Below are 25,605 nucleotides of genomic sequence, written 5' to 3'. Positions count from 1 at the left end.
CCCCCCCGCACTCAAATTCGTCAACCTAGAGACGAGGGCATGGCAGATACCGGGAACTAGGCAGATAGAACAAAAAATCAACTCGCCGCAAACAGAACTTGAGCCCGTTAATCAAGGACGAACCAATAGGAAAAGGTTCCTCTTCGCCCGAGTAGCCGCAACATGCAACAAGCACCGCTCAGAAAGTTCTGTATCTTCAGTGACGCCGGCGTCTTCATCGCGACTGAACTGCTCCGCGTAGTTCGTAGCCCCCTTGTAGGCCGCCAGGATCACGACACTGAACTCAAGCCCTTTGATGCGATGCATCGTAGCTAAGCGAACACCCGGCACAGCCGGATCATCCGCCGTCGAGTTCTCAAGCCTCAGACAGCTAACTCCAGCCTGCTGCAATTCACGCGCGAGGCCATCAACGTCATCGTTGGTGCGAGCCGTGACACAGACCTGGCGAAGCTCCATCCCATCATCTTGCAGCTGCTTCAAGATGCTCTGAACGTGGACGACATCGGCCAGCAAAGATGCAGACTCAATGACATCTGGCGCATCGCCGTGGGTCAGGGAGTGATACCCACGTAGTGAGTCCACATTCCCGTCAAGGTCATCGACGGCGCAGCCTTCGAGCTGAGCACAGGCCCATTGGCGGATCTCATCGGTAGTACGGTAGTTCACCTTAAGGCTACGACTGCGCCCGCGCACCTCGATGCCAACGCGACTTAACACGACTTTGTGGCGATAGATGCGCTGGTGAGCATCACCTACGATGAACAAGTCATTTTCTGCCGGATCCACTGCCGCACGAATTAGTTCGAATGCCGCGCTACTTATGTCCTGTGCCTCATCCACAACCATCGCCCGTATACCGAGCTTGGGCTTTTCCGTGCGGAGAAGCTGGCAGGCCTCTCGGAATGCCTCCTCAGGCTCACGGAGGTTTGCAGCCTGAAGCTGAGCCCGATATTCAGCAAAGACTGGCCACAATGCTTTGCGCATGGTTCGCCCCAACTGCCCCCCACGCCCTACACGACTTGCTCGCATGTAGTCTTCCGCGGTTTCACAGCCTTGAGGCAATACCACGCGCTCGAACTCCGCACGCATAAATTGCTGGGATAGATCGACAGATGCCGGCATAGCAGACATTGCAGCCTGCCAGAAGCGACGGCGATCAGCTTCGTTGTAAAGAAGCCCATTACTGTAACCAAATCGGCGCAGCAGGCCAGAGGCCCACTGGTCCAGGTTCACGACCTGAATTTTCTCCAGCTCTTGCGGAGTGCACAGCAGCTCCAAGTGCTGGCGGATGTCCTCGGCCAGGGTCTTGGTGAAGGTTGTGAACAACACTGGACGACCGGGCAATTGAGCGTACTGCCGAGCCAATCTTGCGGCACGGTGCATAGCAACCACAGTCTTACCAGTACCTGCCCCACCAGTGACCTTCACCGGTCCATTCCAATCGCGCTCGACCAGCTTTCGCTGACTGGGATGAAGGAATACGCGCCAGCGCTCGAGCGGCGCCGCAAGAAGCGCCTCAAGGTCACTGTCGTCGGTCAAGACCACGAAGTGACGTCGAGTACTATCGCGCTCCAGAGCTGCACTGAAGTCCGACTCATCAATCATGGCAGGAGCGGACTGCTCGTTAACGAGCTTGTCGAAAGGCTCACCGGCTGCGAACAAAAAGAGTGCTTCAAACGCTTCGTCTGGAAGAAGCGCTTCAAGCGCCTCCAGCTCACTTTCGCTCTTAACTGCCCTTACTGCCGCCAGGCGTTCATCTGGCACTCCTAAGCGACGGATTTCCCGATCTTTGAGGGTATCGAACAAGCCGACCGAATCTGCTACCTCTGGCATTACAAGAGCAGTAGAAGCAGCCTCTTCCTGTACAGCGTAAATTTGAATACTGCCGACATCAGGATGGATGGCAACGCGATGACGACGCGCCCAGTGATAGGCATCGTCGTGCTGATCGACCCAAAGCAGGCAGTACACGTTGCCCACATCTGGCTTGAGCACGATACCGCGCATGTTGTCGTTGATGCGCACAGAGCGCATGTTCGGGTCAGCCGCATCACGAATACGTTCGTAGTTGATCCCCGTGGCCATTGGGTTCTGGCTGAACTTAGCTACGAAATTCAGTACCGCCAACTGTTGCGAACGAGGAACGGCAGCAAACGACTTGAGAAAGTCATCGGACATCGCGATCTTGAGCGCTAGCGTCATGCCAGTGTCTCCATCAATAAACTCCTCAGCTCGGGGGGCAGCTCGCCTCCGTCAGCTGTGAAACAGTGCCAACCCTGGGCAGCAAACAAATCCACTGCATCCAGAGAGTCCGGCAAGAAAATTGCTACTTGGACTGAGGGCCACGCGATCTCCGTCGCAGCCACAACAAGCCCCTTTCCATTCAGCAGCTCATAGCCAGGTTCCGGTTCGGCAATACCTGCCTGAGCCAGTAACAAGCACCATTCGTGCACCTCCTGTGCAGAGTCTTCAATCGCGGCCTGCCAGGCCTGGGAGATACCCCCCTGGCCAACCTTGAGTGCTGGGCTATCTTGCAGCGCTGGCAAACCAGGCATATCAGCCGTCCCCACCCATAGTTGACGCAAGGGCAGCAGCAAATTCATTACCTGCCAGAGCTGCTGCCAGCGCTGCTTCAACTCTTCCTCGGGTACACCACTGTTCCGCCATTCAGCGATCAGAATCGGTTCCGACTCGACGGAGCCGTTACCCGTCATGATCTGCTTGAGCTGATCAGGATGCATCGAGGTCATGATGCTCAGCACACCGCCCAACTGCCGGCTACCCTGGCGATGCCCGCTGCAATCAGCAAGTAACCCCAACTCTTCCAGCCGCTGCCAGAAGGCGCCACCCTTCAACTCATTTAGAACGAAAGGCTCACCCGGCGGCATGAGCATTCCTATGGCAGCCGCAACGGCAAACTTGCGTAAATCGGCGTAACAGGTATCTGCCAAGCGACGGTGCAGCTGCATGAAGGGCGTAACAGCGGTTAACGCTCCTAGGGCAGAGATCCCTTGCACATCGCACAGTTTCTGCACCATGGCAGCCGATTCAACCGGTACCAAGGTCGACCAGGGAGCTAGAACAGTGAGAGGCTTACCCTGCAAAGCGGACTCGATGTCATCCCAGACAAGCGTCCAGACAGAGAACTTACTGCTCTTGGCAACTGCCATTCGCTTGGCCAAATCAATCGCGATGATGTCCTTGTGGTACTGCCAGCCATCCACAAAGACAGCAATCGGAAGGTCATCTGTACCGTCATCCGGCCAGAATACAAAGTCCGGTTTGCAGGGAATCACAACCCCATCGTCATGGCCGAGACTGACCTGCAGCTCAATCTTCCAGCGACGTGTACCAGCCTGGAGCAGATAACCAGCCTTCCCCTTGAATAGCAGTTCGCTGAGCTTGAACTTGAGACCCGCTTGCTCGCGACGCAGCGCCTCAATGAAGCGCTTCTCGAGCAGGCTATCCATGAGATGGTTGGCGGGCGGCACATCGGCCAAATGAGTAACCGGCTTGAGCGCGCCCTTGTACTGGACCACTTCTCCCAGCAACTTTTGAGCGGTGCTGCGAGAGATCGACGCCCGATCATGGCTGTTATGGTACCGGTAGACACAGCGATAGCAGCCATCGGTTTCAGCATTCTGATTGCAGGAGCAGCTATTCAGGGCCTGAAGGGCAATGCCGAACACCTCCAGCAGAGGCTCAGGCGCACGCATCAGCTCCTTCAGATAGCCAGTCCCACCCGGCACGCTGTCATAGATCACAAGGTAGCAGCGAGGCGAATCCGAACCTGCTGCCATACGCATATCCAACGCAATGCGAAGGTGGTCCACCGCACCTCTGAAGCGTTTAGCCAACCCCAGCTCCAATGCGGCGACAAAACTCAGCAACGCTTCATTGGTATCAGCAAAACCGACTTCAGGCAGGAAAAGCCTGATGCCTTCACTGCTAAACTCCCGATAGAGGAACACACACTGCTGAGTATTTGCCTCTGGACTCTTGCGCTTGGAACACCATGTAGCGTGGTTGCGGTAAAGCTCCTCGGTCTTTCGCTTACGCTGCAACGTGCCGCATTCACTGCAGATGCTAAAACCAGGGCGATTCAGCTCCTTGCCCCCGATTTCCATCGGAGCACCTTGCTCCGACTGCTCTCCAAAGTTCACCTCCCTGAACGTAACGCGGTCCAGGAACTCGAAGCCAAAGGGGAATGCCTGCTCGTCAACAACGAAGGCTTGGCGCACCGCATCAGGCGGACTATCAACCAGGGCTTGTCGGACATAGAAGCCGCGCTGGCGCTCATCGGAGTCATCTGCAATGCGGCTGTCTCGATCCAAGGTGCGGGCGAAGACTGTGGTCAAGCGCAGCATCTCGTGTACCCGGCCACTGTCTTTCCATAACCCATCTCCGCAGCGGGGACAGTTCGGATGCTGATCCCCCGAGGTCAGCGGCTCGGTATAGGAGCACTGACGACAGAATCGCCAATACTCGGGTTTGGCCTTCGAAACATCCACCTGGTTGACAACAACCCGCCGGCCTTCGGCATAGAAGGTGTTGTTTGGTGCCAACTCAGTGATTGCCGTTGAGCCCGGTCTCTCGTATTCAAAGGTCTCCGAATCAGGTGCTGATGAGCCAGGTTTCGGATCTCGAACGATGATTGAACGTAGCAAGACGCCCTGCTCGGGGAAGGCGTAGTTCGGCAGCAATCCTTCATCGGTCAAGACGTTCAGCGTGGCCTTGCCTTCGATGCTTCCGATCAGACGCGAAAGCGCGGTGCGATCCTGAATCAGCCTCGCCAGTTCCTCCTCCTGCTCCTCACCACGGACAGGCAACGCCTGCAGCTTCTCGATTTCCTTCACCGTGGCATCTCGCTTGCGCTTGATGCTTTCCACGTCTGACGCAATGCCCTGCAGCCGATTAACAACCTTGTAGGCCAAGGGGCTGCCCTGCTCTCCTCCTCCTTGAATGAAGCGATCGAGCCAAGCCTGGGTACCTTCACTCAACGGAGTATGTGAGCCGTGATTGAAGAGTTTCAGGAATCGCTCAAGCAGATGTGCTCGGTTCTGCTCGACATAGCTCAACCAGGGATAGGGGAACCGCGTAGTGCTCTGATTGGTCACTGCACTGAATACAGCTCTAATTTCCGAGGGAATTTGAGCGCTGCGTCCACTCTGATGTACCCAGCAATCCAGGGTAAAAGCAGTGAGCTGACGCTCCAGCACCGCGGATGCATTGAGGAAGACCCCAGGCGCCTGAACTGAACCGGCAATCATCGACTTGGGATCATCCCAGAAGTACAAATCATGCGGTTTACTGGTGGCCAGGCTCATGAGCAAGGCGTTACCCGTACTTCGACCTGCACGCCCGGCGCGCTGAATGTAGTTGGCCTGCTGAGGAGGAACGGAGCACTGCAGCACGCTCGAAAGGTCGCCAATGTCGATACCCATCTCGAGCGTCGGCGTGGCTGAAAGCACATTAATGCTGCCTGGCCTTTCCACATCGGACTTGAAGCTCCGCTCTACCGCCTCACGGGTCTCGCGGGGCAACAAGCCTGTGTGTTCGTGAGCCACCACTCGGCGAATATCTGCATTCAAGTACAGCTTACGGTAGTAGTCGCCATTAGCCTGAGCTGCGCCCAAATGACCATTGCACTCCTTGCGACGACAAGGCTCCCCGGTCAGTTCTTCATCTGGACCGGACATTAGGGTGGTGCGACAAGAATCGCAGCGCCAGCTACGTCCGCCTACCTGCAAATGGAAGCTTGCAGGCTCAAGCCCCCATACCCGGATATCCGCCTTACCCTCAGCAGCTTCGTACCTCGCCAGCCCGGCATGCCCGAGCGCCTCGAAGGCTAGGCGATAAAGAGGTAGAAGCTGCTCATCGGCCCCCAGGGCTAATTCATGTAGTGCAGGAAGGGCGCGGAAGGCCCATGAGCGAAACAGAGCGGCGTGGCTGCCATTAACCGCCGCACAACGCTGGTATTCGATCAAGCTCACAAAGCGAGGAGGCCTGGGGCCTGATAGCAGCTTGAAATGACTTGGATTCTTCTTGTACACCCAGGGGCTACTACCCATCCGTGCATAAAAATCCAAACCAGCATCATGCCAAGCACCTACTCGCTGCATGACCTCTACCAAACCACGTAGGAAAACGATCAGCTCATCAGGCGTTGTAGCGGCTATGGGCTCCAGCGTTGCGCGCAGCCTAGGCAGCATCCATTGTGCAGCCTCATCGAGGCTGCCGGTGTAGGGCACCACGCTTGCTGTTGCGGTAGCCACCAGAGTGCGGCCGATGTATGCATCCTGACCAAATTCGGCCTTGATGATCCAAGGCAGCAACTTGGACAGCTCCTGCAAGAGATTGCTGCCTGCTGGTAGCTGCCCTTCCGACATCAGCGTTTCGTAATCACGCAGCCACTGCATTTGAGGTGGAAGGAAGTTGGCAACGTATTGCCCATCGCCCAGTTGGCCGCGCCAGTGTTGCTCGAACATCTCGGGCAACTCGGCCAGCGTCAGGGTCTTTCCTTGAGCAGCGGCATCAGCGATTACCCGAGCCATCGCCGGACGCAAATTCAAGCGCCAGGTCCGCGCAGCTAAGAAGCCTGCGCGATGCGCGGCATCCTGCACCGAGTCAGAGAAGGCGATCAACTTCTTTTCAGCGTTGAAGCGTGTGGCAAACAGCTGCCCTACCATCACCGCAGCCAGGCTGGCCGCCTGGGAACCAACAATGGTCAACGTCTTGTAGCCCGCACAATAGGGGCAATCGTGGTGCGCCTTGACGAACTTCGCGCCATTGCGAGTTGCCTCCCGCAGGTTGTTGGCGATGTGAGCCGCCACCAACGACTGATCCTCGCAGTGCGAACACTCCGTTTGCGACGATGGGTGCAATGTGCCGCAGCTTGGGCACACCTGTTTGCGCTCGAAGACCTTTAGATCTGCGTCCTCTGTCGCCGGGAATACAAAGCGAGTCGACACGTCTTCGGCAAAGAAGGCGCTGTAGAACCCTTGGAGGTCGTGCCCCAGTTGATTAGGGCTGGTTTTCTGCACCGTTGCGCCCCATCCCGTAGCGTGGCATTCGCGGCAGTGAATCACTGGCAGATGCAGACGGGTTAGATCCGCCTTTCGCAGATCATCGTGATGACGCAGCTGCGGCTCCGCATCCAATACAGCGACCATACGACGTAGCTCGCGCAACCAGATTTCAACTTTGACCTGAAGGAAAAAGTTTACGTCCTTCTCGTTGAGCGACGTCGGAGGCTCCGAAGTGCGTGCCTTTCGCGCATGTGCCACCAGCGATAGCAAGCTGGACAGCCACAGCAGGGCAAAACGCTCATCCTCGCAAGCAGGAAGGCGCCGGCGCAGCAAGGTCAGCAGGTCCCCAAGCAAAACAGACTTGGGGCCTAAACGCTCCAGATCTCGTAAGAGATTCTGGAAGGCGAAATGGCATTTCAAGCGCTCGCCCAACTCGCAACGCCAAGCTAAATCGGCCATTTGCTCAGCGCTGCATGGCTGACCAAACCAAAGGAACACTTGCGCAGCCAGATAAGCATGCAAGTCGCCGTATTGCTCGGGCGCCAATGCAGCCAGATCAGCAGGCTGCGGACAAAGGGTGGACTCCACCAGTGCTTCAGCCAGGTAATCACCCACCGACTCGCGGTCCTCGGCGATAACGGCAGAAGCATTCAAGACCTCACCAAAGATATCACCGGCAAATGCCAACAAGTCATCGGCACCATCGTCACCTAGCGTCGCCGAAGTCCCCACACAGATCAACTGTCCCGGCGGTGCGTTGAGGCGCCCTTTCAGGCGGCGAATCAGGCAGGCCAGATCGGTCCCCTGAGCGCCATCGAATGTATGCAGCTCATCCACCACCAGATAGCGCAACGTATCCGGTTGCTGCTGTGCCCACAGCGACGCATCCGCCGCACGAATCAGCAGGAAGTCGAGCATCTTGTAATTAGTCAGCAAGATATCCGGCGGATTAGCACGCAGCTCGTCACGATCGGTGATGACAGTGAAGTTCTTCTCATCCAGCTGCTGAACAGTCTTAGAGTCAACGGCAGGCGCATCACCCACATACAAACCAGCTCGCAGCCCAGAGAGCGCAACCGTCTTAACGATCTCCTTAGCCACACGATTCGCTTGGTCACTGGCCAGAGCGTTCATCGGGTACAGGATGATGGCCTTGATGCCGCCCCGCCCTTCGGCGCGTGCCTGCCGACAGTGCTCAAGAATGGGAAATAGAAAGCACTCGGTCTTACCCGAACCTGTACCAGTGGCCACCAGGGTGGATTGGGCAGCGTCGCCGGAAAGCCGCGTAAACGCCTTCGCCTGATGCGCATGAGGCACAAAGCCCGTAGGCAGCCACGGGAAGGCTGGAGCCCCACTCAGCTGCTGCTTGCGAAATGGAAGTGGAACCGTCAGATACGGCCCTTTGAAGATATTGCTGCGTTCTGCCAGAAAGCGCTCCAGCAGCCCCTCGAAACCTTGAGTGGTTGATGGGAAAGCCGTACGCAGAAAGTCTGCGACGCCCTGGGTAACCTGCTGAGAAACGATTAATGGCTGCATGGCCGTTCTTATCCTTCCTTGAACATCTGAATCAAGTTAACTCCCAGCATCATCACCGGCACGCCCTGCCAGCTCTCACCTGTGTCGCAAGCGCCGCGGCGCTCATCACTACAGACAGATTGCCTTGCGCCCCCATCATCACTGACCTCTCGCTTCAAAATGCGCCCAGGCCACTCGGTAGTCGGCTTCGCGGTCGGCGAGGGTGAAGGGGGCGGTGTAGCGGACGATGCGATTGATCGGTCCGCCGGGCTGGGTGTCGTCCAGCACCATACGCTCAATGATAGTGCCGTCGGCGAGCTGGGGCTTGCCGTCTTTAGGCATCACGTCGTCCCAGCCAAGGCGTTTGGTTTCACGGCGGCCGTCAGGGTGGATCAGGGTGCAGGGTTCGTCCTTCTTACCGGGTTTGCGTGGCAAGCCGACGCCGACCAGGCCCTTGCTGGAGGTGAAAACGATGCGGCCATTGGCGTCGTACCAGGTGTCGCGCTCGTACTGGCGCATGACCGGGAACTGCACGCGATAGATGGTCAGCAACTCGTCCAGGGTCAGACCGAGGGCCTGGGCGGCAAGCACGTCGATTTCCACCAGTGCCTGACGGCGGGCGTAGTCGCTGCGCAGGGCGCAGTTACGCTGCCATTCGGGGGTGAGCTGGGCAAAGAAACCCTGGGGCAGTCGAGGGTCGATGCTGGCCCAACGCTCCTGAGAGAACGAGCCATCCCAGATTCTTCGCCAAATATTCGCATAGTGAACTGTCAAACAGTTCAGTGCTAAAGCTCGTAAAACCATCCTTGAATCAGATATGAATGGATACTTCGCCAAGCCCTCACCATACAAATCTGGGCGCCCCATAATTTTTGTAAAAAAATCAAAAGAAAGCGAGGAAAATGATGCAACAACTGCAACAAGAACACTTTCATCCTTAAAAGCAGTAGTTATGCAAGTATTGATAACAGCCGCTCCCGGTGGAATTAAAGACGCAATTAGCGCTCTCTCGTTTGGCAAGCCGAGCATCCGCCGATGGATCAAGCGATAATATTCCGTTACTGGCCGTGATTCTTTTTGCCCTCCCTCTTGCCAATCAACACGGGGAATTCGCGCACGGTAGGCTTCAGCCTCACAAGCAGGCACATAGTTACTTCTAGGAACGTAGTTATCTGGCAAAAAATCGAGATAAATAACGTCATAGTGACTACCAAGCGTACAGACAGAGCGAGGAGTCTTACTTAGAGGGTTAGCCACATAAAAATGCGGACCAGACATCACCAAATCCCTCTCATCGCCGACAAAGCCCGTGCAACGACGAATGACTCCTTCTTTTTGAGCCTCAGTTTCATGCCAGAAGATATCGATTGGCAAATACTCACCACGCAAATCCCCGATTCGCTTCGAGGCCTCAGAGAACTTCCTCAGCACCGATACAAGTTCCTGACTATGAACCGCAGGGAGTCGCGCTTGCAAAAGGGGGGTGCCTGGCGCGTCATATAACTGGGAAAACGTGGCTAACAGAGTTTCATTCACATCGATCAAACGACTAAGATGTCCCGAAGTATTCCAGCCACCTTCATCTCTCTTAATACCCGGAACAAATCCGCCACCAGAACTTTGTAGACTAGCAAGCACCGTACTTGGCGCAAACAGATTGGCTATATGAAAAAAACTTGGCACAGGCAGAGGCGCACCATAGACATTGATGCTGTACTTAGTATTGTGATGCACCTCCGCAAAAAGCATCAGCTGATTTTCAAATTGATAATGCGCTCGCAACCGAAGATATAGCTTCTCCCGGAGCAAGCCTCCCTTGGGATCGTCATATACACCTTCAGGGTGAAGTAGCGCCTGCACACCACTCCCCACCTGCCAAACCAAAGGTAGGAAGCATTTATACAGATTATTCTGCTGCCCCCTAAGTAAGGGGTAGTTCTGGATGGAATTAAGGAATACACCCAAACCCTCAGTAGCCACGCATTCACTTACATAATCAGCCCGCGCCTGTGGCATGACCGCAAACACAACTTCACGCTGATCCGCCGCCTGCTTGGCACTGAGCTTGCGAATGGCAAAGCGGGGATCGAAGTCCGACAGCAGCGACTGCTCGTTCCACTCCACCTTGATCCACGGCGGGTTACCGAGGATCACATCGAAGCCACCACGGGCTTTGAACACATCGGCAAACTCCAGCGGCCAGTGCATAAAGTGCTGCTGACCGGCCACCTGTTGCGCCACCTGCAACTGGGGCAACGCCTCGACCAGCGCAGCGATATCAACATGACCATAGCGATCGCGCTCTGGGGTAAAGTCCAGCCCCTGTTGCGGCGTGGTTTCCGGAAACAGGTCATCGCCTGGCGCGCTGGCAAGACTGGCATTACCCAGCAGCACGGTTTCCAGCACAAACCACCAGTGCTCGCGGCTGGGCAGCTCGCTGGCCTTGTCCAGCGGCCAGAACCACAGGGCGCACCAGGCGTCCATTACCAGCTTGAGGCGGCGGTAGGGGCTGGCGTTTTTCTGTGCCTCGCTGAGCATTTCGCGCTTGTAGATTTCGTCCTTCTGCGCGGTGCTGGTAGGGGCACGGTTAGCGGTCAGGTCGGGCCAAACGTGCAGCTCATCGCAGGTGGCCTTGCGCACCCTTGAGATCTCTTCGGCATGTTGTTGCCAGAGCTTTTCCACAGCTTGACTCAAGGTCTGCACGCGACGGACCTCATCCTTGGTCAGTGGCGCGATAAAGGACCTGCGCCATTGCCTAAACTGCTCGAAGGCAGCGGGCTCCAGTGCCCTTACCACTCTGTCACTGACCATCCCCATTCCTTCAGCGGGCAGCAAGAAGTGGTAGATATCAGTGGTCTTCGGCGCCTGCGTCAGCGGCAGTGAGTGGGGCGCGGCGACACGCCAATCGCGCTCGGGCAGGCCGTTCTCGCCTCTGCCAGGGGTGAGCTGGACGATGCTAAACACCTCGCGGCGGGCGCCGACCAGGGAGTTGCCGTTGTACAGCTGCAGGCCAAACCAGGGCACGTGGCTGCCCTTAAAGATGGCGTTAAGCCAAAGTGAGACCTCCGCCAACTCCACCGCAATGGGATTCAAGTCCACACCGAAGACATTGCTGTCGGCGATGTACATCTTCACCCGCTGTTTTTCTTCGGTGTACTGCTCGTGCGGGATGCTCTGGCCTAGCTCCTTCTGCTTGGCCCGCAGGTAGGCTTCGGCAAGCTGGTTGACGGCTTCATTCAGGAACGCCGCGCTGCCCATGGCCGGCTCGCAGATGGTGAGCTGGAGAATCTCATCCGCCGTTTTGCCGGGGAGGACTTCCTTCAGCGCATGCTCCACCAGACACTGGGTCAGTACTTCCGGGGTGTAGTAGGAGGCGGACTTTTCCCGGGCGCGACCGGCCAGACGGTAGATAAAAGTGCCCCTGGCGTATTTGCGCGGGTTGCCGCCAAACAGGCGCTCGGCGTCGGTGTACTGGCCAATGGCGCTGGCCGGGACGAAATAGGCAGCTTCTAGCGGGTCGAGCTCGGCGACCTTCTTCTTGTCTGCCTTGCTGCTTTCTGGTTCATCGCTGCTGTCGAGGTCATCATCGATTTCGGCGTCCTCCCCCTCCTCGCCCGTGCTGGCCTTTTTACCTTTGGGGTCGGGTCGCACTTCGTACAGGTCTTCCTCGGCAAAGAAGCCACGGAAGGACAACAGGGATTCATACACCGCACCGAGCTGGTTAATGCCCAGCGTGCCGTAGCTGATACGGCCACGGCGACGCTTGCCGCCGCCGCGAGACAGCGACATCAGCTCGATCACTTGCTGCAGCACACGATTGCGCAGCTTGACGCTGCCCAGCAGCGGCGTACGCGCCGGGTCGAACAGGTGGCCCTGCAGCGGGGCGATGGTAAAGCCGGTGTCGAGCAGTAGGTCATGCGCTGCTGTGAAGTCCATCTGCCCACTGCTGTCCGCGCGGCGCGGGAAGCCCTGCCAGATCAAGCCGAACAGCTGCTTGAGGCTTTCATGGAAGTAATAACCCTCCTGTGCCTCGCTGGTGGTCAGCGGAGTCTGCTCCAGCTCCCGCAGGTGCTCGACGCTGTAGCCCTTTAGGTAGGCCTCTGCATCGATGGGCGCATAGCCCAGTTCGGGGCGCGCTTCGATGTAGAAGAGGAACAGCAAGCGGTACATGTAGCGCAGGCTTTCGCGGCTAAGCTGCTCGGCCAGGTCGGTGTCGTTGCGCTCGTAGACCTTCTCCTTGGCCACGGTGCGCTTATACCAGATGGCCTCGTTGGCGATCAGCTCGATGCACTCGCGCAGGGCGTACTTGAGGTCGGTGGAGACCTCGAAGGCATGCTTGTGGGAGTTGTCGTCCAGACTGTCGAGCAAGGCCACGCCGCCCTCGGCGGGCAATACCGACTGGCTGCCGGCGAGGGCCGCGAGGGCACGCAGCAGTTTGTCATCACGCGGGCCAAACAGGTCGGGCAGTTTGAAGCTGAGCAGAGCCTTGCGCCCCCACTTGCTCCGCTCGATCAGCAGCCATTCCTCATGGTGCACCAACAGCACCCAACGTGGCGGGTGGTCGTCGGCGAACAGACGGCGACTTAGGGTTTCTTCCCAGTCACCGTCGGCCTGGCGACTTTTGCTTTGGCTGTCGGCTGCCTGCGGTTTGAGCTGCAGCGGACCAAGCTCTTCGTCATCCACCCCAGCGATGGCTGCGGCGATCACCAGCAACGGCTGATGTTTGGCATCACGGTAGGTGGCCAGCACCGGCTGCTCGCCATCGGCGAGAGCAAGGTTTTCCGGGGCCAATTCAAAACCGATAGCCTGCAAGAGCGGCTGCACCAGATCGATAAATAGGCTGGCGCGCTCGCTGGCCTTGCGCTCGCTCAAGAAGCGCTGACGAGCACGGAAATAACCGTTGGCACCAGAGGCTGCGCGCAAGCGGGCGACAGGGCTGTCGGCACCCTGCTCTTTCCACTGGTCGAACAGCGGCTTGAGGTCTTTCTCGAGGATCTCGTCCAGGTAGTGCTGGCTGTAGAACTCGTTGGCGTTGGTTAGGCCGGCAATGGCAAAACTCATGGGTATTCCTTCCTTACGCCATCAGGGCCGCGACGACGGTTAACTGGGCGCGATCGTCCAGTTGCAGGGTGTCGCGTATCCATTGCTGGTAGTTGTTGAACAGCTCGGCAGTGTCGCTTTCCTTCTGCTTGCGCTTGGCTGCGTTGACCTGCTCGATGCCCTTGGCGAAATCCAGCTCCAGCTGGGCGGTGTGTTTGTTCTGTAAGGTTTTCAGCTTGCTTAGCTCGCGGTCCAGCCGTGCCTTACTGTCGGCGTCAAAGGCCTGCTTGATTGGCTTAATGTGCTGCTGGGCGGCCTGAATCACCGCTGGTAGTGCGGTCTGTACGCTACGTGCATCCGGTGCATTGCCATCGTTGGCGCTGATGTTAGTGCCGCTGCCGAGGTTGCCGGCCAGACCGGTGCGCTGCAGCGCATCCTCCAGACTGAGCACGCCCTGTACCTGCCCTGCAGCATTGAGTTGCACGCCCATCCACTCGGCGAGCACAGCCTGACCACGCCGGTTGGGTACCTGCGCCAGCACCAGCACGATGGCCTCGCCGACATTCAGGCCTTGTGCCACTCGCAGCAACGGAGCGCGCTGGCGACCGAACAGGGCCATCAGCTTGTAGTCGAGCCACTGGGCAATCGGGTGCAGCGCCCAGAGGTAGTGCAGCTGCGGCCAGGCGTTGGTGTCGCGGGCCTGGCGGATGGCGGACTCGACCACCGTTTTATCGGCACTCAGGGCGAAGGTGTTGTCTTCCGGCCACATCTCGCTGGCCAGATCGCGCTTGAGCAACTGCTCCAGGTCACGACTGGGCTGGAAGCTCAGGGTCTTTTTGGCGTCGTCGTATTTGACAGGTGAGTACTCGCTTGGCGATTGCCCAGCCAGCAGACACAGCGCATCACGCAAGTAGCGGTAGCTGTCATTGAACAGGCTTGTTAGCTCACAAGTAGGGGCAGTGATAGCCGCAGTGCTCGCATGCACACTGGCCATGGGTTGGCTGGCTTGAATAGCCTCCTGTGCAGTGCTCGTCCAGAGTGCTTCGAAGGGGTCAACATCATCACCCGCTAGCAGTGCCTCGAAGGCTTCGACAGTAGCGTTGGCCTCAATGGCCTTGGCTACCTCAATGGTTTCCGCCTCTTCGTCATACAAGCCCATGAAGGCCGAAGGATCGCCGATATTCTTGGCGGCCTGTTCATCTTTATTAATGAGAATTTCCAAATAGCGCAGGTCACCACGGATGCGCTCGTGCCGTGGCTCGGTGAGCAGGTAACTGATCTTAGGTGCTCGGGTCTGGCCATAGCGATCGACACGACCATTGCGCTGCTGGAAGACCATCAGCGACCAAGAAATATCGAAGTGAATCAGGCGATGTGCCTGGTAGTGCAGGTTGAGGCCTTCGGAAGCCACATCCGAGGCAATCAATAGGCGAAGCGGCGAGTGGGTCTTGCCGAAGTCTTCAACAGTCTGCTGGATCTGCTGATCCGGCAGTTGGCCATGGAGGATTGCGACGGCCTCGTCTTTCAGACCAAGCGCCTTAGGCAGTTCCTGTTGGAGAAACTTCAGGGTCTCAACGCGCTCCGTGAAAATCACCAGGCGGTCGCTCGGCTCGCGGCCGTCCCAACGCCAATGTTGGCCGCCGCGCAATTGCTCGATCAAATACTGGAACTTGCTGAACTGCAGCGGCCCGATAGCCTGCACCAAACCCTGAAGATCGCGCAGGCCCTCGAGATCCGGATGCTGAGGGTCCTTGCCCTCAAGCCTACGAATGCGTTCTTTGAGAGATTGCAAGCAGGCCGCTGGCGAGGAGAACAGGGCCTTTTCCAGGACGGTGCGGAATAGCATGGCTCCATCGCGGGCGCCACTGCCATCGCTGTTGAGCTTGAGTTCGGCCAGGGCATCGAAGGCAAGGTTCTCGGCCGGGCTTGCGGCTGAAGCCAGACGGAAGACTTCACGCTCTGGGAAGTCCTGCTTCATCTGCTCGCGTACGTCCTTCTTGAAGCGACGCACGAACAGGTGCTGAACGTCTTCACGGGTGTAGTCCGCCCCCTGCGGCAGCACAGTGGGGTCAAGCATGCGCATCAGACTGGCGAAGCTGTCCTTCTTACCATTGTGCGGTGTAGCCGTAAGCAGAATCAGCGCATCCGAGCGCTGCGACAGCAACTCAGCCAGGCGATTACTCTGGGTACGGTTGCCCTTGTAGGAGACGTTGTGCGCCTCGTCGATGATGATCAGGTCCCACCAAGCTTTCTCTAGGTAATGGCGGTACTCGCTATCACGTTTGAGGGTATCAACCGAGATGATGGTGCGGTCGTAGTAGTTGAACGGGTTGTGGTTAGTCGGGATTTCGCGACGAATACGCTGAATGCCGGCCGAGTCCAGACGAGTAAGCGGGATGGTAAAACGGTTCCAGAACTCCTGCTGGAACTGGCGCATCATGCTCTTGGTCGTGACCACGAGAATGCGGCGAGCTTTTCCCCGACGCATCAATTCAGTCGTGAGGATGCCCGCTTCAAGGGTCTTACCCAGGCCCACCGTATCAGCGATCAGCAATCGCGGACGCAGTTGCTCGAGCACGCGATGCGCCGGCTGCAACTGAAAAGGCAGCGTATCCATCACCGCGTGCTGACCAATCACGACAGAATTGCTCTGCAATGCCGACTGACGCAGACGAGCCTCGATAAACAAGCGCGAAGCTGTGAAGGTTGGCGAATCGTCGTAGATCAGCTCCGTCTTCGCCGGATCGATCAGCGTGATGTCTTCCAACTCGGTGAGGAATAGCACATGGCGATTGCGCACGGTCTCCGATACACCGATGCAGGAGAGCTGCCAGCCTCCCAGGTTGCACTGATCAGCATTCTGGATGATCCACTCTTCGTCGCGGATCACTGCGCGGGCGCCGGGAGCTGGAGCTTGGGTCAATTGCATGCTGCACCCTTGTCTGAATTCGTTAAGCGACGAATATGCCTAGGGCTGCCGCCAGGTCATGCCTGGCTGACAAACCGATATTCGATGGAGAAGGGAAAAGAAGGCGCTGCCTGCTCATTGCTCATCCCTGATAGCCTTTTGATGGCCTCTTGCAGAGGTCATCACATTAGCTAGCCAATCCCCCTTGGTAAAGCAGGGATTTGCGAAAATTTCCTTTGCCAACAAGGGCCTCCGCGACTCCGAGACCAGAGCGGGTACAAATAATACCCCTGCGCGCCCACCAAAATTTCTTCGTTTTATACATCAGAGATATCTCTGATGTATGCGGCGCGGCTTGCACCACAGCATCTTGAGCACTGCACTGCACTGCACTGCACTGCACTGCACTGCACCGCAGCGTCATCTCCGTACTGTAGGGTATGTCGCTCCACCTTTGGGACCCAATACAACACATAGAGCCCCCATGCTCCAAATCAGTCAGCTGCCCGCCTGGACTTCCACATAAACAAGATATATTGCCTGACTAACCACACCAATAATGGGGATTCATACACGTCAAGCTCTGGAACAGGTTCATTTAATAACCCTGCAAAGATGCCTGCCAGGGCGACCTCATGGCCAGATTATGCGTCCTGTTTGTGTGCATATTTATTGAGGGCCCTTAACCCGAATTGAAATTCGTGTATGCGCGTAGCAACGTTGCGCACCTGCACCAAAGCGCGAGCCTCAATGCGAATCGTCACAATCCCATCGAGCGAATTATCTCTCCCTCGCTCACAACCTCGGGCGTCACGACTGCATCCTTGAGCATCAACTTGCCCCGAAGCAAGCGATCTAGGTGAACATCGAATGAGTCAAATTGTGGATGGAGCACAGCGGGCAGGTGTATGTGCACGTCTTTCTTCTGCCCAATACGATACACACGGTCGGACGCCTGCGCCTCCTTCGCTGGGTTCCAGTGGCGCTCCAGATGCACAACGTGATTGGCTCCGACCACAGTCAATCCAACCCCTGCAGCAACCGGGGACATGATCATGATGTTGAAGCCGGGCTTGGACTCGAAAACACCGATCAGCTTTTTGCGAGTCAGCTCATCTGATTTCTTCGCAACTGCCGCGGTCTCACCATTAATGATCGCTACGTCCAACCCGTAGATCTGGTCGAGCCACAGCTTCAAGATCCTCTGAAGCCGTTTGGTGACCATGAACAGAATGACCTTTTCCTCGCCCTGACGAATTCGATCGAGCAAGTCCAGCAGCACCACCAGCTTCCCTGACTGAGCCATATGGGCACGCGCCTCACTAGCGCTGCCAGCCATCAACGCTGCCTCTTCACGAAGACGCGGATGCAGAGAGATCTCTCGAAGCTGAGAAAGAGCTGCAAGCGCAGCACCGCGCATGTCCTCAGTCGCACGCCTTGTCCGGAAGCCCTCGAGCACGGCGTCGTAAGCTTGAAGCTGCATGCCCTTCATGGAAACCGCAAGATGAGCTGCATGAAGCTGAAGCCCACCTTGGGGCTGCGCCACGCCGCTATGGATGGTCTTGCTAGGAAGCCCTTTTAACTGGTCTTCCTTGATACGGCGGAGCATGAATCGGCCTACAGCCTCTCGCAGATCAGCCCCAACCCTTCGCCGAACCTCATCCTTTTCATCATCTGCCGCAGCCAGGATCGGCTTGATCCAATTGTCACGAAACTGGCTCCAGCCTCCGAGGATTCCTGGCTGAGCTGTGTCCATGAGACACCAGAAGTCCCCCAAGCTGTTCTCGACTGGCGTACCGGTAGCCAACAGTTTGAAGTCCGCTTTCAAACCCTTCGCCGCTCGCGTTTGCGCCGCATTAGGATTCTTGATGTTCTGTGCCTCATCAAAAATCACCAGCCCCCAGTCAATTCTGCACAGAGAGAACTGGTAGTCCCTTAGGGTCTGATAAGTAGTCAGAACCAGGCGACGATCCATATCCAGGCGGTGGACACCCACCTCTGGACCGATGGTGAGCGCATAGCGAATGGACTCATCGTCCATTTCGCCATCGTCATTTAACAGCGAAGCCAATTGCGCGGACTCTCGCTCGGCCCCTTTGACTCTGAAGCGGCTCAAGTCCCTTCCAGACTGCAGCACTACGATGTCCCGGAATGGGATGCTTCTAAAGGTCTGCGCGACCTCATCTTCCCAGTTCTCCAGCAGGCTTAAGGGAGCCACCACAAGCACTGGTTTTTGTGCACGCCCAGAGGCCTTTTGCTGTGCTAGATACTCACCTACGGTCACCAGCGACATGTAGGTCTTACCCAACCCCATATCGTCAGCGAGCAGTCCGCCCTGCAGCCGATACAGATCATCATGATCATCGCAAACTGCCGACTCCAGCAGCCCAAGCATCCAATCAACCCCCTCCCGTTGGTGCGGGAAGGGTTGGCGCGCGTACGAACTCCACTCAGGCTCGTGCGCGGGCTTAGCCTCGCTTGCTTTGCGCAACAACGTGCTGCTGATCTCGTCAGCATCACGTAGCAGCACACTCACTCGCTCTTTGGGCTCTACTGACAATGAGTCCCCGGGCACTTCGTCGAGTGCCGGGTCCCTCAGAGACGCCTCAATCCTCTTCAGCTGTTGCTCAACAAGGGCGGGATCGGAGATATCAATCGTCTCTCCCCCAAAGGTCATGCTGGTCGCGCCCTGCTCAATGGCCGCTTTGTAGAGCTCGTTGAAGTGCTGTAGGTCCTCTTCGGATTGCACTAACTTCGGAATGATCTCAGCGGGAGCGGGGCGTGAATCCAGTGCAAACCAATCATTCTTCTGATTGTCTAGGTCGCCAAACTCCATGTGTTGAAGCTTGCCAATGCCTGCGACCCGGACAGAAAAACCAAGGTCAAGATTGACCAACGCCGCATCCAGGAACGCGCTTGGTGTGGCGATGAACTCCGCGACCCGGTCAGCAGGAATGCGTTTACTGCCCAACACTTCCTTAATCGCAGCCATCTTCTGCGGCTCAAGCAGCACCACACGGTTGTCGATGCGCAATACTCCGCCATCTGCTCCCATATCCAGTTGGGACCAGCGCTTCTCTAACTGATCCGGTGTAGAGCCATCTCCCAAGCTGGGGCTGAGCATGAGGCTGCCGTCCGCCAGACGCGTAGCAATGACGCCAATGTTCTCCGGCACCACCACATCCAGCCTTTCAAAATGGCTGAGGTCGACACGCATCCCGTTACGCGCAGCGGTCTGCAGCTCAGCCATCATCCGCAAATTGGAGGCTTCTCCTCGTTGCTGTGCTGGCAGGTTTTGGTGGTATTCCCACGCCATTAGCCCCATCAACTCAGCAGGCGTCAGGCGATAGCATTCTGTGGACGTCAGGTAGAGCAGTGGCCCCTTCCGCGTGAAGGGCACTTCACCTGCCTTGGATTGAATTGCCAGATCGACACAAAAACCGCTATGCCCAGTTCGACCGCTGATTCTGCTGACAAAGCTCATGCTGAGCCGGCGGGGCAAACGAAGAATCTCAGCCTGCTCATCATCCATGCCGGCGACGTCTTCAGCAGCCACATGGAATCCATTAGCAAGTGGCTCAGCTAAGCCCTGCTCCTGCAGCATACGCAAAACGATCAGCTGGACCTTCTGCAAGGCATTCCCTTGGCCGGTGGCCAGCGCCGCGTACACCGTCTTGTCCAAGTAGAAATTCACGCCGTCCGAGTCCGCTGCGTAGGCGAATCCCTGCTGCGTGCTCAGCGTTGCTCGCCCCTCGCCAAGCAGACTTTTAAAGATGTCAGCCAATCCCATGGTCGTCTCACGATTCTGTTGGCAGTTGCTCCAGGGCGTCAGATATGTCGGCCTTTACTGCCCAGCCAAAGTTTCTGCCTTGCTCACACATATTTTTAAGGGCTCCGTAGAGCACCCGATTAATCTCTCGCGCCTCAACATCAAGAACGTTGGCCGCAGATCTCACCCTGTCGCCTGGGTTTGATTTGAAGTACCAAAGCACCTGCAACTCAAACGCGCCAAGCCGCTTCAGCTGAGCTGCGCTATTAGAGCTGCCCGTGCTAGGGCTCTTGGTTCGAGCAGGGGAAGGCACGTCTCCGAGAAGATTTCGCCCTGCTTCTGACAGGGACCATTGGAAGACGTCATTTTGTTGAACGTAGGCTGCAAGCCTACCCCTGAGACTCTCCTGTATTTCATAAAGCAAAGCCTCATCCCCATCCATCGCTCGCCGGATTTCGCCCATGGAGCGATCTGGATTCGAGGCTAAGTAGGTCAAGATTGAACGCTGAGTCTTGTTGAGCTCGATCTGAGAGGGATTAGGTGCTCCCGCAGAGGGTGCAACCCTCCGTGCAGCCTCAAGCTTGACCGGGTTCGACTCGGCCGAGCTCATGGCCTCTGGACCTCGCCCTTTACCAGCCCCTAAATCAGTGGACGCCTGTACTAAGGGTTCAACTCTTGCTTTCTTCTGCCCAACAACCGGCATGCCGTACCTGCTGAGGTACGCTTTGTAGTCAGATCGGCTGAGCAGCTTCTCGATATCCAGAGCGATGCCATTCTTCGCCAAGAATTCAAATACCTTGTACTGCCAGGGGCCATTGTGGACCACTGCCTCGTAGGGAAGAGCTGAGTAGGCTGCCTTGTACTGGCTGGGCAATGAAGTAGTCAGGTCGTAGTGAGAGAAGTGATTTCGCTCATACGACTTGACCCAATGACCGGGCTGACCGAGATAAGCCCAGATTTTGAAGCTATGAGAGCCCTCAACCAAGTGGAAATCACCGCAGTCGAGATAGATCACCGCCTTGTCGTTCATCGCTGAGTCCAGGCTGGCGAAGCTCGTTTTTACCTCCCCCCCTAGAATGCGCTTAACCGACAGCTTGGCGCTGTTGCCAAGCATCAGCCTCGTGTATCGGATGAGACCAAGCTTGAACAAGCCCTCCAAAAACAGCTTACGTGCCGGGAACATACGCTGGAGGTCTTCTTTGCCTGACTCCACGCCATACTGCTCAACAGCCTGCAGGAATAAACGCAGGTCTTCCTTGGATAGCCACCCACGCACCTTACCAATGCGCTCCTCGCCCAGAGGTTTCCACCACTCGCGGAAATTCGGAGCTGAACTCGCAATACGAGGATCACCCGCCAGGCTGAGAATGAAGTTTTGCCAAGTGTCACCTGGATCATCCCCAGCACGATCGATCATGATCTCCAGTGCAGCATGACCAATGCGTCTATCCGCCTCATACGGTGCCTTACTCACTGATGGTTTGAGCAGCTCATCGAGCACCTCATCCCACTCACCGGGTCGCAGCTGGCGCAGCCTTTCCAAGTAGAAGTGTGCGCGACAGATATCCCCATAACGTCCGACATCAAATCCGCTCAGGCCCATCTCTTCGAAAGTCTGTGCTAGCTCCTTGCCACGCTGTCGCACAGCCTGTGCGAGACGAAGTGGGCCGTCCAGTGTCAGCAGCCAATCTCCTTCCGTCTTGAGCGTTGTTAATGGATCAGCAACGAATGATTGGGGCCGAGCTCTCTCCGGCAAACGTTTGAGCTGATCCAGTAAATGCCACTCCAACCTTCCTCGTAAGCTGGTCTCGGCCTGCTTGTCTCTCTCGTCAAGGCGATCAAAAACGATGAAATACAGTTGGAGCAACTGAATCAACGTCAGTCGGCTCAAGCGGGGCCGCTGGTTCTCCAACAAGGCCTCTAGCATTCGTCCGTTGAACAGTCGAGTACCAGCAAAATCATCATGCAACCACAGCCAAGTAAGCGCTCTAGCACCTAGACGTCGGCTGAGTAACTCAACTAGTCCGTCGAATCGCCCACTACTAGCCATGCTGCGCAACCGGGCAATAGCTCGCTCGAAAGCATCGCCGCTACCGACCTTCGCCTTCATGCGGCTAGCCTTTTCCACCAAGCGCGACCAGCCCTCGATGACCGTAGGCGACCACTCACCAGGGCGGTTATCGATCGGCGGCAGCTTCATTTAGTTGAGTTCCCAAGCAATGACTTAACCGCTTCATACTCAGAACTCTGCGGCCGGCGAATGGTGAAGCGGATGTCGATACGTCGATTCAACCGATAGTCCTCCTCCCCGTCCTGCCGCTTACTTACAGGGCGAGTCTCGGCGTAGCCACTAACCGAGAACAAAGGCTCACCGTCCTGATTGCTCAGTCGGTTCAGACGCTCCGCTTCAGGCATCTCGGTGCTCCAGAACTGCCAGAGTGAGATTGCACGAAACGTCGATAATCCCCAGTTCCCCTTCCCCATAAAGCCTGGGAAGGGGCGGTTGTCTGTGTGCCCTTCGATGAAGATAGTATCGAGGTAGTTGACCCGATCTTCACGACTGATTACCTGGTTGATGACCTCCCCGATCTCCAGGGCCGTCGGCTGGTAGCGTGGCTGAATTTCAAAGGCGCCCGTGTCAAAGCCAAGCAATTCGTTGGGTATACGCAGGACCGTATGGTTCTCGCTAACCTCAACCTTAATTCCGCGCTGGCGGAGCTTCTCCACCGCCTCATCGAGAATCTGCTGCCGTACAGTTTCTGCTTTCTTCAGCTGCTCGACCTGCTGATCAAAATCAGCGCTTTTCTCCATCAACTGAAGGATCAGTACCACCGACGCCAAGATGAAGAGCACCAGCAGCGCCGACATAATGTCCACGAAAGACTTCCAGTACGGATCCTCGTCTTCCATTGGTACGTCATGGGATTTTCGCCAACGCATTAGCGCGCCTCCAGCTCGTCGACCACGTTACTGATCGCCTGCACTGCGGCATGCATCTGGCCAGCAAAGCTCAGGGTTTCCTTGTTCCACTGGTCCATGCGCTCATGCACCTGATCGCGAACTTCGGTGGAGTAGCTACGCAGCCATTGCTCAGCTTGCTGCTCGACCCCCTGCACCTGACTGCGCAGCGCCTCTCCCAGAGCAGTGAACTCACCACGCACTCCGGTTAGGAACTCTTGCTGATGAGATCTCATCTCGCCAAATCCGCTGCGCGCTTCCGCGGCGGCCTGCTCGAAGCGCTGAGCGCCGTCCAACAACGCACCTTGAAGTTGCGCCAAAGCGGTAGCTTGTTGCCGCAGTTGGCCTGCGAGCTCGGCATTCTGCTCACCAGCAGACTCAATACGCTGCGTCACGCTTTCTAACCGCTGACCAAGAAGCTCTGCTGCCTGACGAACATTGGTTGAGAGCAATCCGAGCTGGTTGGCACTGCTGTCCATGTGTCGGCTGCTAGTAGCGGCCGCGTCGCTGGCTTGCTGCAAACGCCCCATCAGTTGCTGATGCTGCTCAGCCATTTGGCGACTTTGCTGCTGGGTTGCTTGTACACCTGTGGCGATGCCTTCCAGCAGAGCATGCTGCTGCGCCGCCATGCTTTCCAGCTGCTCGTTGAAGCGTTGCTGGCGAGAATGTTCACGCTGCTCAGCTTGCTGGCCATGGCCCGACATCTGCTCATTGAAGTTACCGAGCAGCTTGCTAACTGACTCCTCCAAAGCACGTTGCTGTGCAGCCGCCGCTTCGGCAATTGCACCGATCTGCTGCTGGCTGGTCTGCCCAAGGCTGCCAATTAACTGCTGTTGCTGCGCCAATACCGCAGCCTGCTGCTGATCATGGCGCAAGGCTCGCTCTTGCTCTCTCGTCTCAGCAGCACCCATTTGCGAATCCAGCTGGGAGTTCAGTGTCATCATTAGCCGGGAGAAGACTTTCTCCAAATTGCCATGCCGCTCGTTTCCAGCCTCTGCCATAGCCTGAAGCTGTTCACGGCTTGCGCTGGCGAACTTCTCTAACAACGCAGATTGGCTCGCCCCTGCCTCAACCAAAGTGCGCTCGAAAAGCGCCTGACGCTCTTCATCCCGCCGCTGCGCGGAGCCAAGCTGCGTATCCAGCTGGCCACTCAATCCGCTCAACAGCTCACTGAAACGTGACTCCAATTGTTGTTGGCGCTGATCTGCTGACAAAGAAAGCCGATCCATCTGAGCCTGAAACTCGCCACTCTGCTGTCTGGCCGCCTCCTGCTGTCGCCCTTGCTGATCGCTCAGAGTCTGGAATAGCTGATTCAAGCGATCGGTCATCCCACCGACTGCAGCATTCACATCGGCAGCGGCTTGCTGCATCAGACTGCCCTGCTCACGCCCTGCCGACGTGAGGCCATCAGTGAAATTGCTTACCAGCCGCTCTAGCACTTGCGTAGATTGCTGGCTGGTCGTGCTGACAAGGGTCTGGATGGCTGGAGCCATAATGTTGTTCAAAGCATCCGTAAGGGCCGCCTGCATAGCCTCATTCATACCTACCAAGCTTTCCTGAAGGCGGTCACCTATACGTTCGTGGAGCTCTTGCAGTGCTTCCTTACTTTCCCGACTGTAGTCAGCAATATGAACCAGCGACTGTTCAGCAGGGATCAGCGGATACAGCGTGTCAATGCGATGTTGTAGATCCTGCACGCGCCCAAGCGCCCAGCGCTCAGCAATCTTCTCAATTAAATTTAGTATTAGGCTGAAACCTACCCCCCAAACCGATGCCATGAAGGCAACTGCCGCCCCTTGGATCATAACGGAGATACCCTCCCGCAACTGATCCACGCCTGCAGCGCTATCTAGTTTCAACTTCGATAAACCGATGGTTAGGCCTACGAATGTGGCTAATACGCCCAACCCGACCAGCAACCCTGGCAAAGAACTGAAAAAGCGACTTCCGCTCAAACCATGCGCGAGAGTTCGCACATTAAAGAAATGCTCGGCATCCAAAGTATTAAAGAGCTGCTTATGGTCGCTGGAACTAACCAAGCTGTCATCGAACTCCCGCCATAGCGCACCAATTCGTTTGTCCTTGAGCGCTAGGGCTTTTTGCAATATCTCTCGACGGTTTAATGCCAGGTTTTCGCGGTTCTGCCCCGTGACCAAGCTGTTCAAGGCACGAACCCGTACCCTAAAGCGGGCGCTGCTCATCACCAACGAAACTAGCGAATAGCCAAATAGCGTTGCCATGACCAACCAAAAGATGACGCCCAGCGCTTCCGTGCTACCGCCTTTCAGTAAGGCAAAATTGGGCAACAGGTGATATAGAAATTCCATGATTTTCGTCCGTGACGTCTTCGAACAAGGAGGTAAAGGAGAAGGAAAATTCTGTAATGC

General features: G+C 56.7%; 8 protein-coding genes. All 8 read right to left on the bottom strand.

Features of this window, described 5'->3' with window-relative positions; translation table 11 throughout:
* Positions 1-111: 111 nt before the first annotated feature.
* Positions 112-2,202 (bottom strand): UvrD-helicase domain-containing protein, encoded by a 2,091-nt coding sequence (locus JHD77_RS03505; protein WP_196994404.1) that lies wholly within the window; start codon positions 2,200-2,202, stop codon positions 112-114.
* Positions 2,199-8,564 (bottom strand): DEAD/DEAH box helicase, encoded by a 6,366-nt coding sequence (locus JHD77_RS03500; protein ID WP_078458440.1) that lies wholly within the window; start codon positions 8,562-8,564, stop codon positions 2,199-2,201. Before JHD77_RS03500 ends, JHD77_RS03505 begins: the two co-directional genes overlap by 4 nt.
* 138 nt (positions 8,565-8,702) lie before the next feature.
* On the bottom strand, positions 8,703-13,604 hold the full coding sequence (locus tag JHD77_RS03495; RefSeq protein ID WP_078458439.1) for an Eco57I restriction-modification methylase domain-containing protein: 4,902 nt from the start codon (positions 13,602-13,604) through the stop codon (positions 8,703-8,705).
* 13 nt (positions 13,605-13,617) lie between these two features.
* Positions 13,618-16,512, bottom strand: coding sequence for a DEAD/DEAH box helicase (locus JHD77_RS03490; RefSeq protein WP_078458438.1), 2,895 nt, complete (start codon positions 16,510-16,512; stop codon positions 13,618-13,620).
* A gap of 739 nt (positions 16,513-17,251) precedes the next feature.
* Positions 17,252-20,281 carry a DEAD/DEAH box helicase gene (locus JHD77_RS03485; RefSeq protein ID WP_078458437.1) on the bottom strand — a complete coding sequence of 1,010 codons (3,030 nt, stop codon included), beginning with the start codon at positions 20,279-20,281 and terminating at the stop codon, positions 17,252-17,254.
* Between the two features lie 7 nt (positions 20,282-20,288).
* Positions 20,289-22,460: an EH signature domain-containing protein gene (locus tag JHD77_RS03480; protein WP_078458436.1), complete on the bottom strand. Its 2,172-nt coding sequence runs from the start codon at positions 22,458-22,460 to the stop codon at positions 20,289-20,291.
* Positions 22,457-23,200 (bottom strand): OmpA/MotB family protein, encoded by a 744-nt coding sequence (locus JHD77_RS03475; protein WP_034020197.1) that lies wholly within the window; start codon positions 23,198-23,200, stop codon positions 22,457-22,459. The genes JHD77_RS03480 and JHD77_RS03475 overlap by 4 nt, the downstream gene beginning before the upstream one ends.
* Positions 23,200-25,548, bottom strand: coding sequence for an anti-phage ZorAB system protein ZorA (gene zorA, locus JHD77_RS03470; protein WP_078458435.1), 2,349 nt, complete (start codon positions 25,546-25,548; stop codon positions 23,200-23,202). The genes JHD77_RS03475 and zorA overlap by 1 nt, the downstream gene beginning before the upstream one ends.
* Positions 25,549-25,605 lie beyond the last annotated feature (57 nt).

Origin of the sequence: Pseudomonas sp. P20 (genome assembly GCF_016463925.1) — a bacterium.
Classification (GTDB): Bacteria; Pseudomonadota; Gammaproteobacteria; order Pseudomonadales; family Pseudomonadaceae; genus Pseudomonas; species Pseudomonas aeruginosa.
This window is presented reverse-complemented; position numbering and strand designations above follow the sequence as displayed.

Coding starts and splice junctions, on each gene's coding strand:
- JHD77_RS03505 (WP_196994404.1), bottom strand. CDS start 2,202: ATGACGCTAGCGCTCAAGATCGCGATGTCCGATGACTTTCTCAAGTCG.
- JHD77_RS03500 (WP_078458440.1), bottom strand. CDS start 8,564: ATGCAGCCATTAATCGTTTCTCAGCAGGTTACCCAGGGCGTCGCAGAC.
- JHD77_RS03495 (WP_078458439.1), bottom strand. CDS start 13,604: ATGAGTTTTGCCATTGCCGGCCTAACCAACGCCAACGAGTTCTACAGC.
- JHD77_RS03490 (WP_078458438.1), bottom strand. CDS start 16,512: ATGCAATTGACCCAAGCTCCAGCTCCCGGCGCCCGCGCAGTGATCCGC.
- JHD77_RS03485 (WP_078458437.1), bottom strand. CDS start 20,281: ATGGGATTGGCTGACATCTTTAAAAGTCTGCTTGGCGAGGGGCGAGCA.
- JHD77_RS03480 (WP_078458436.1), bottom strand. CDS start 22,460: ATGAAGCTGCCGCCGATCGATAACCGCCCTGGTGAGTGGTCGCCTACG.
- JHD77_RS03475 (WP_034020197.1), bottom strand. CDS start 23,200: ATGCGTTGGCGAAAATCCCATGACGTACCAATGGAAGACGAGGATCCG.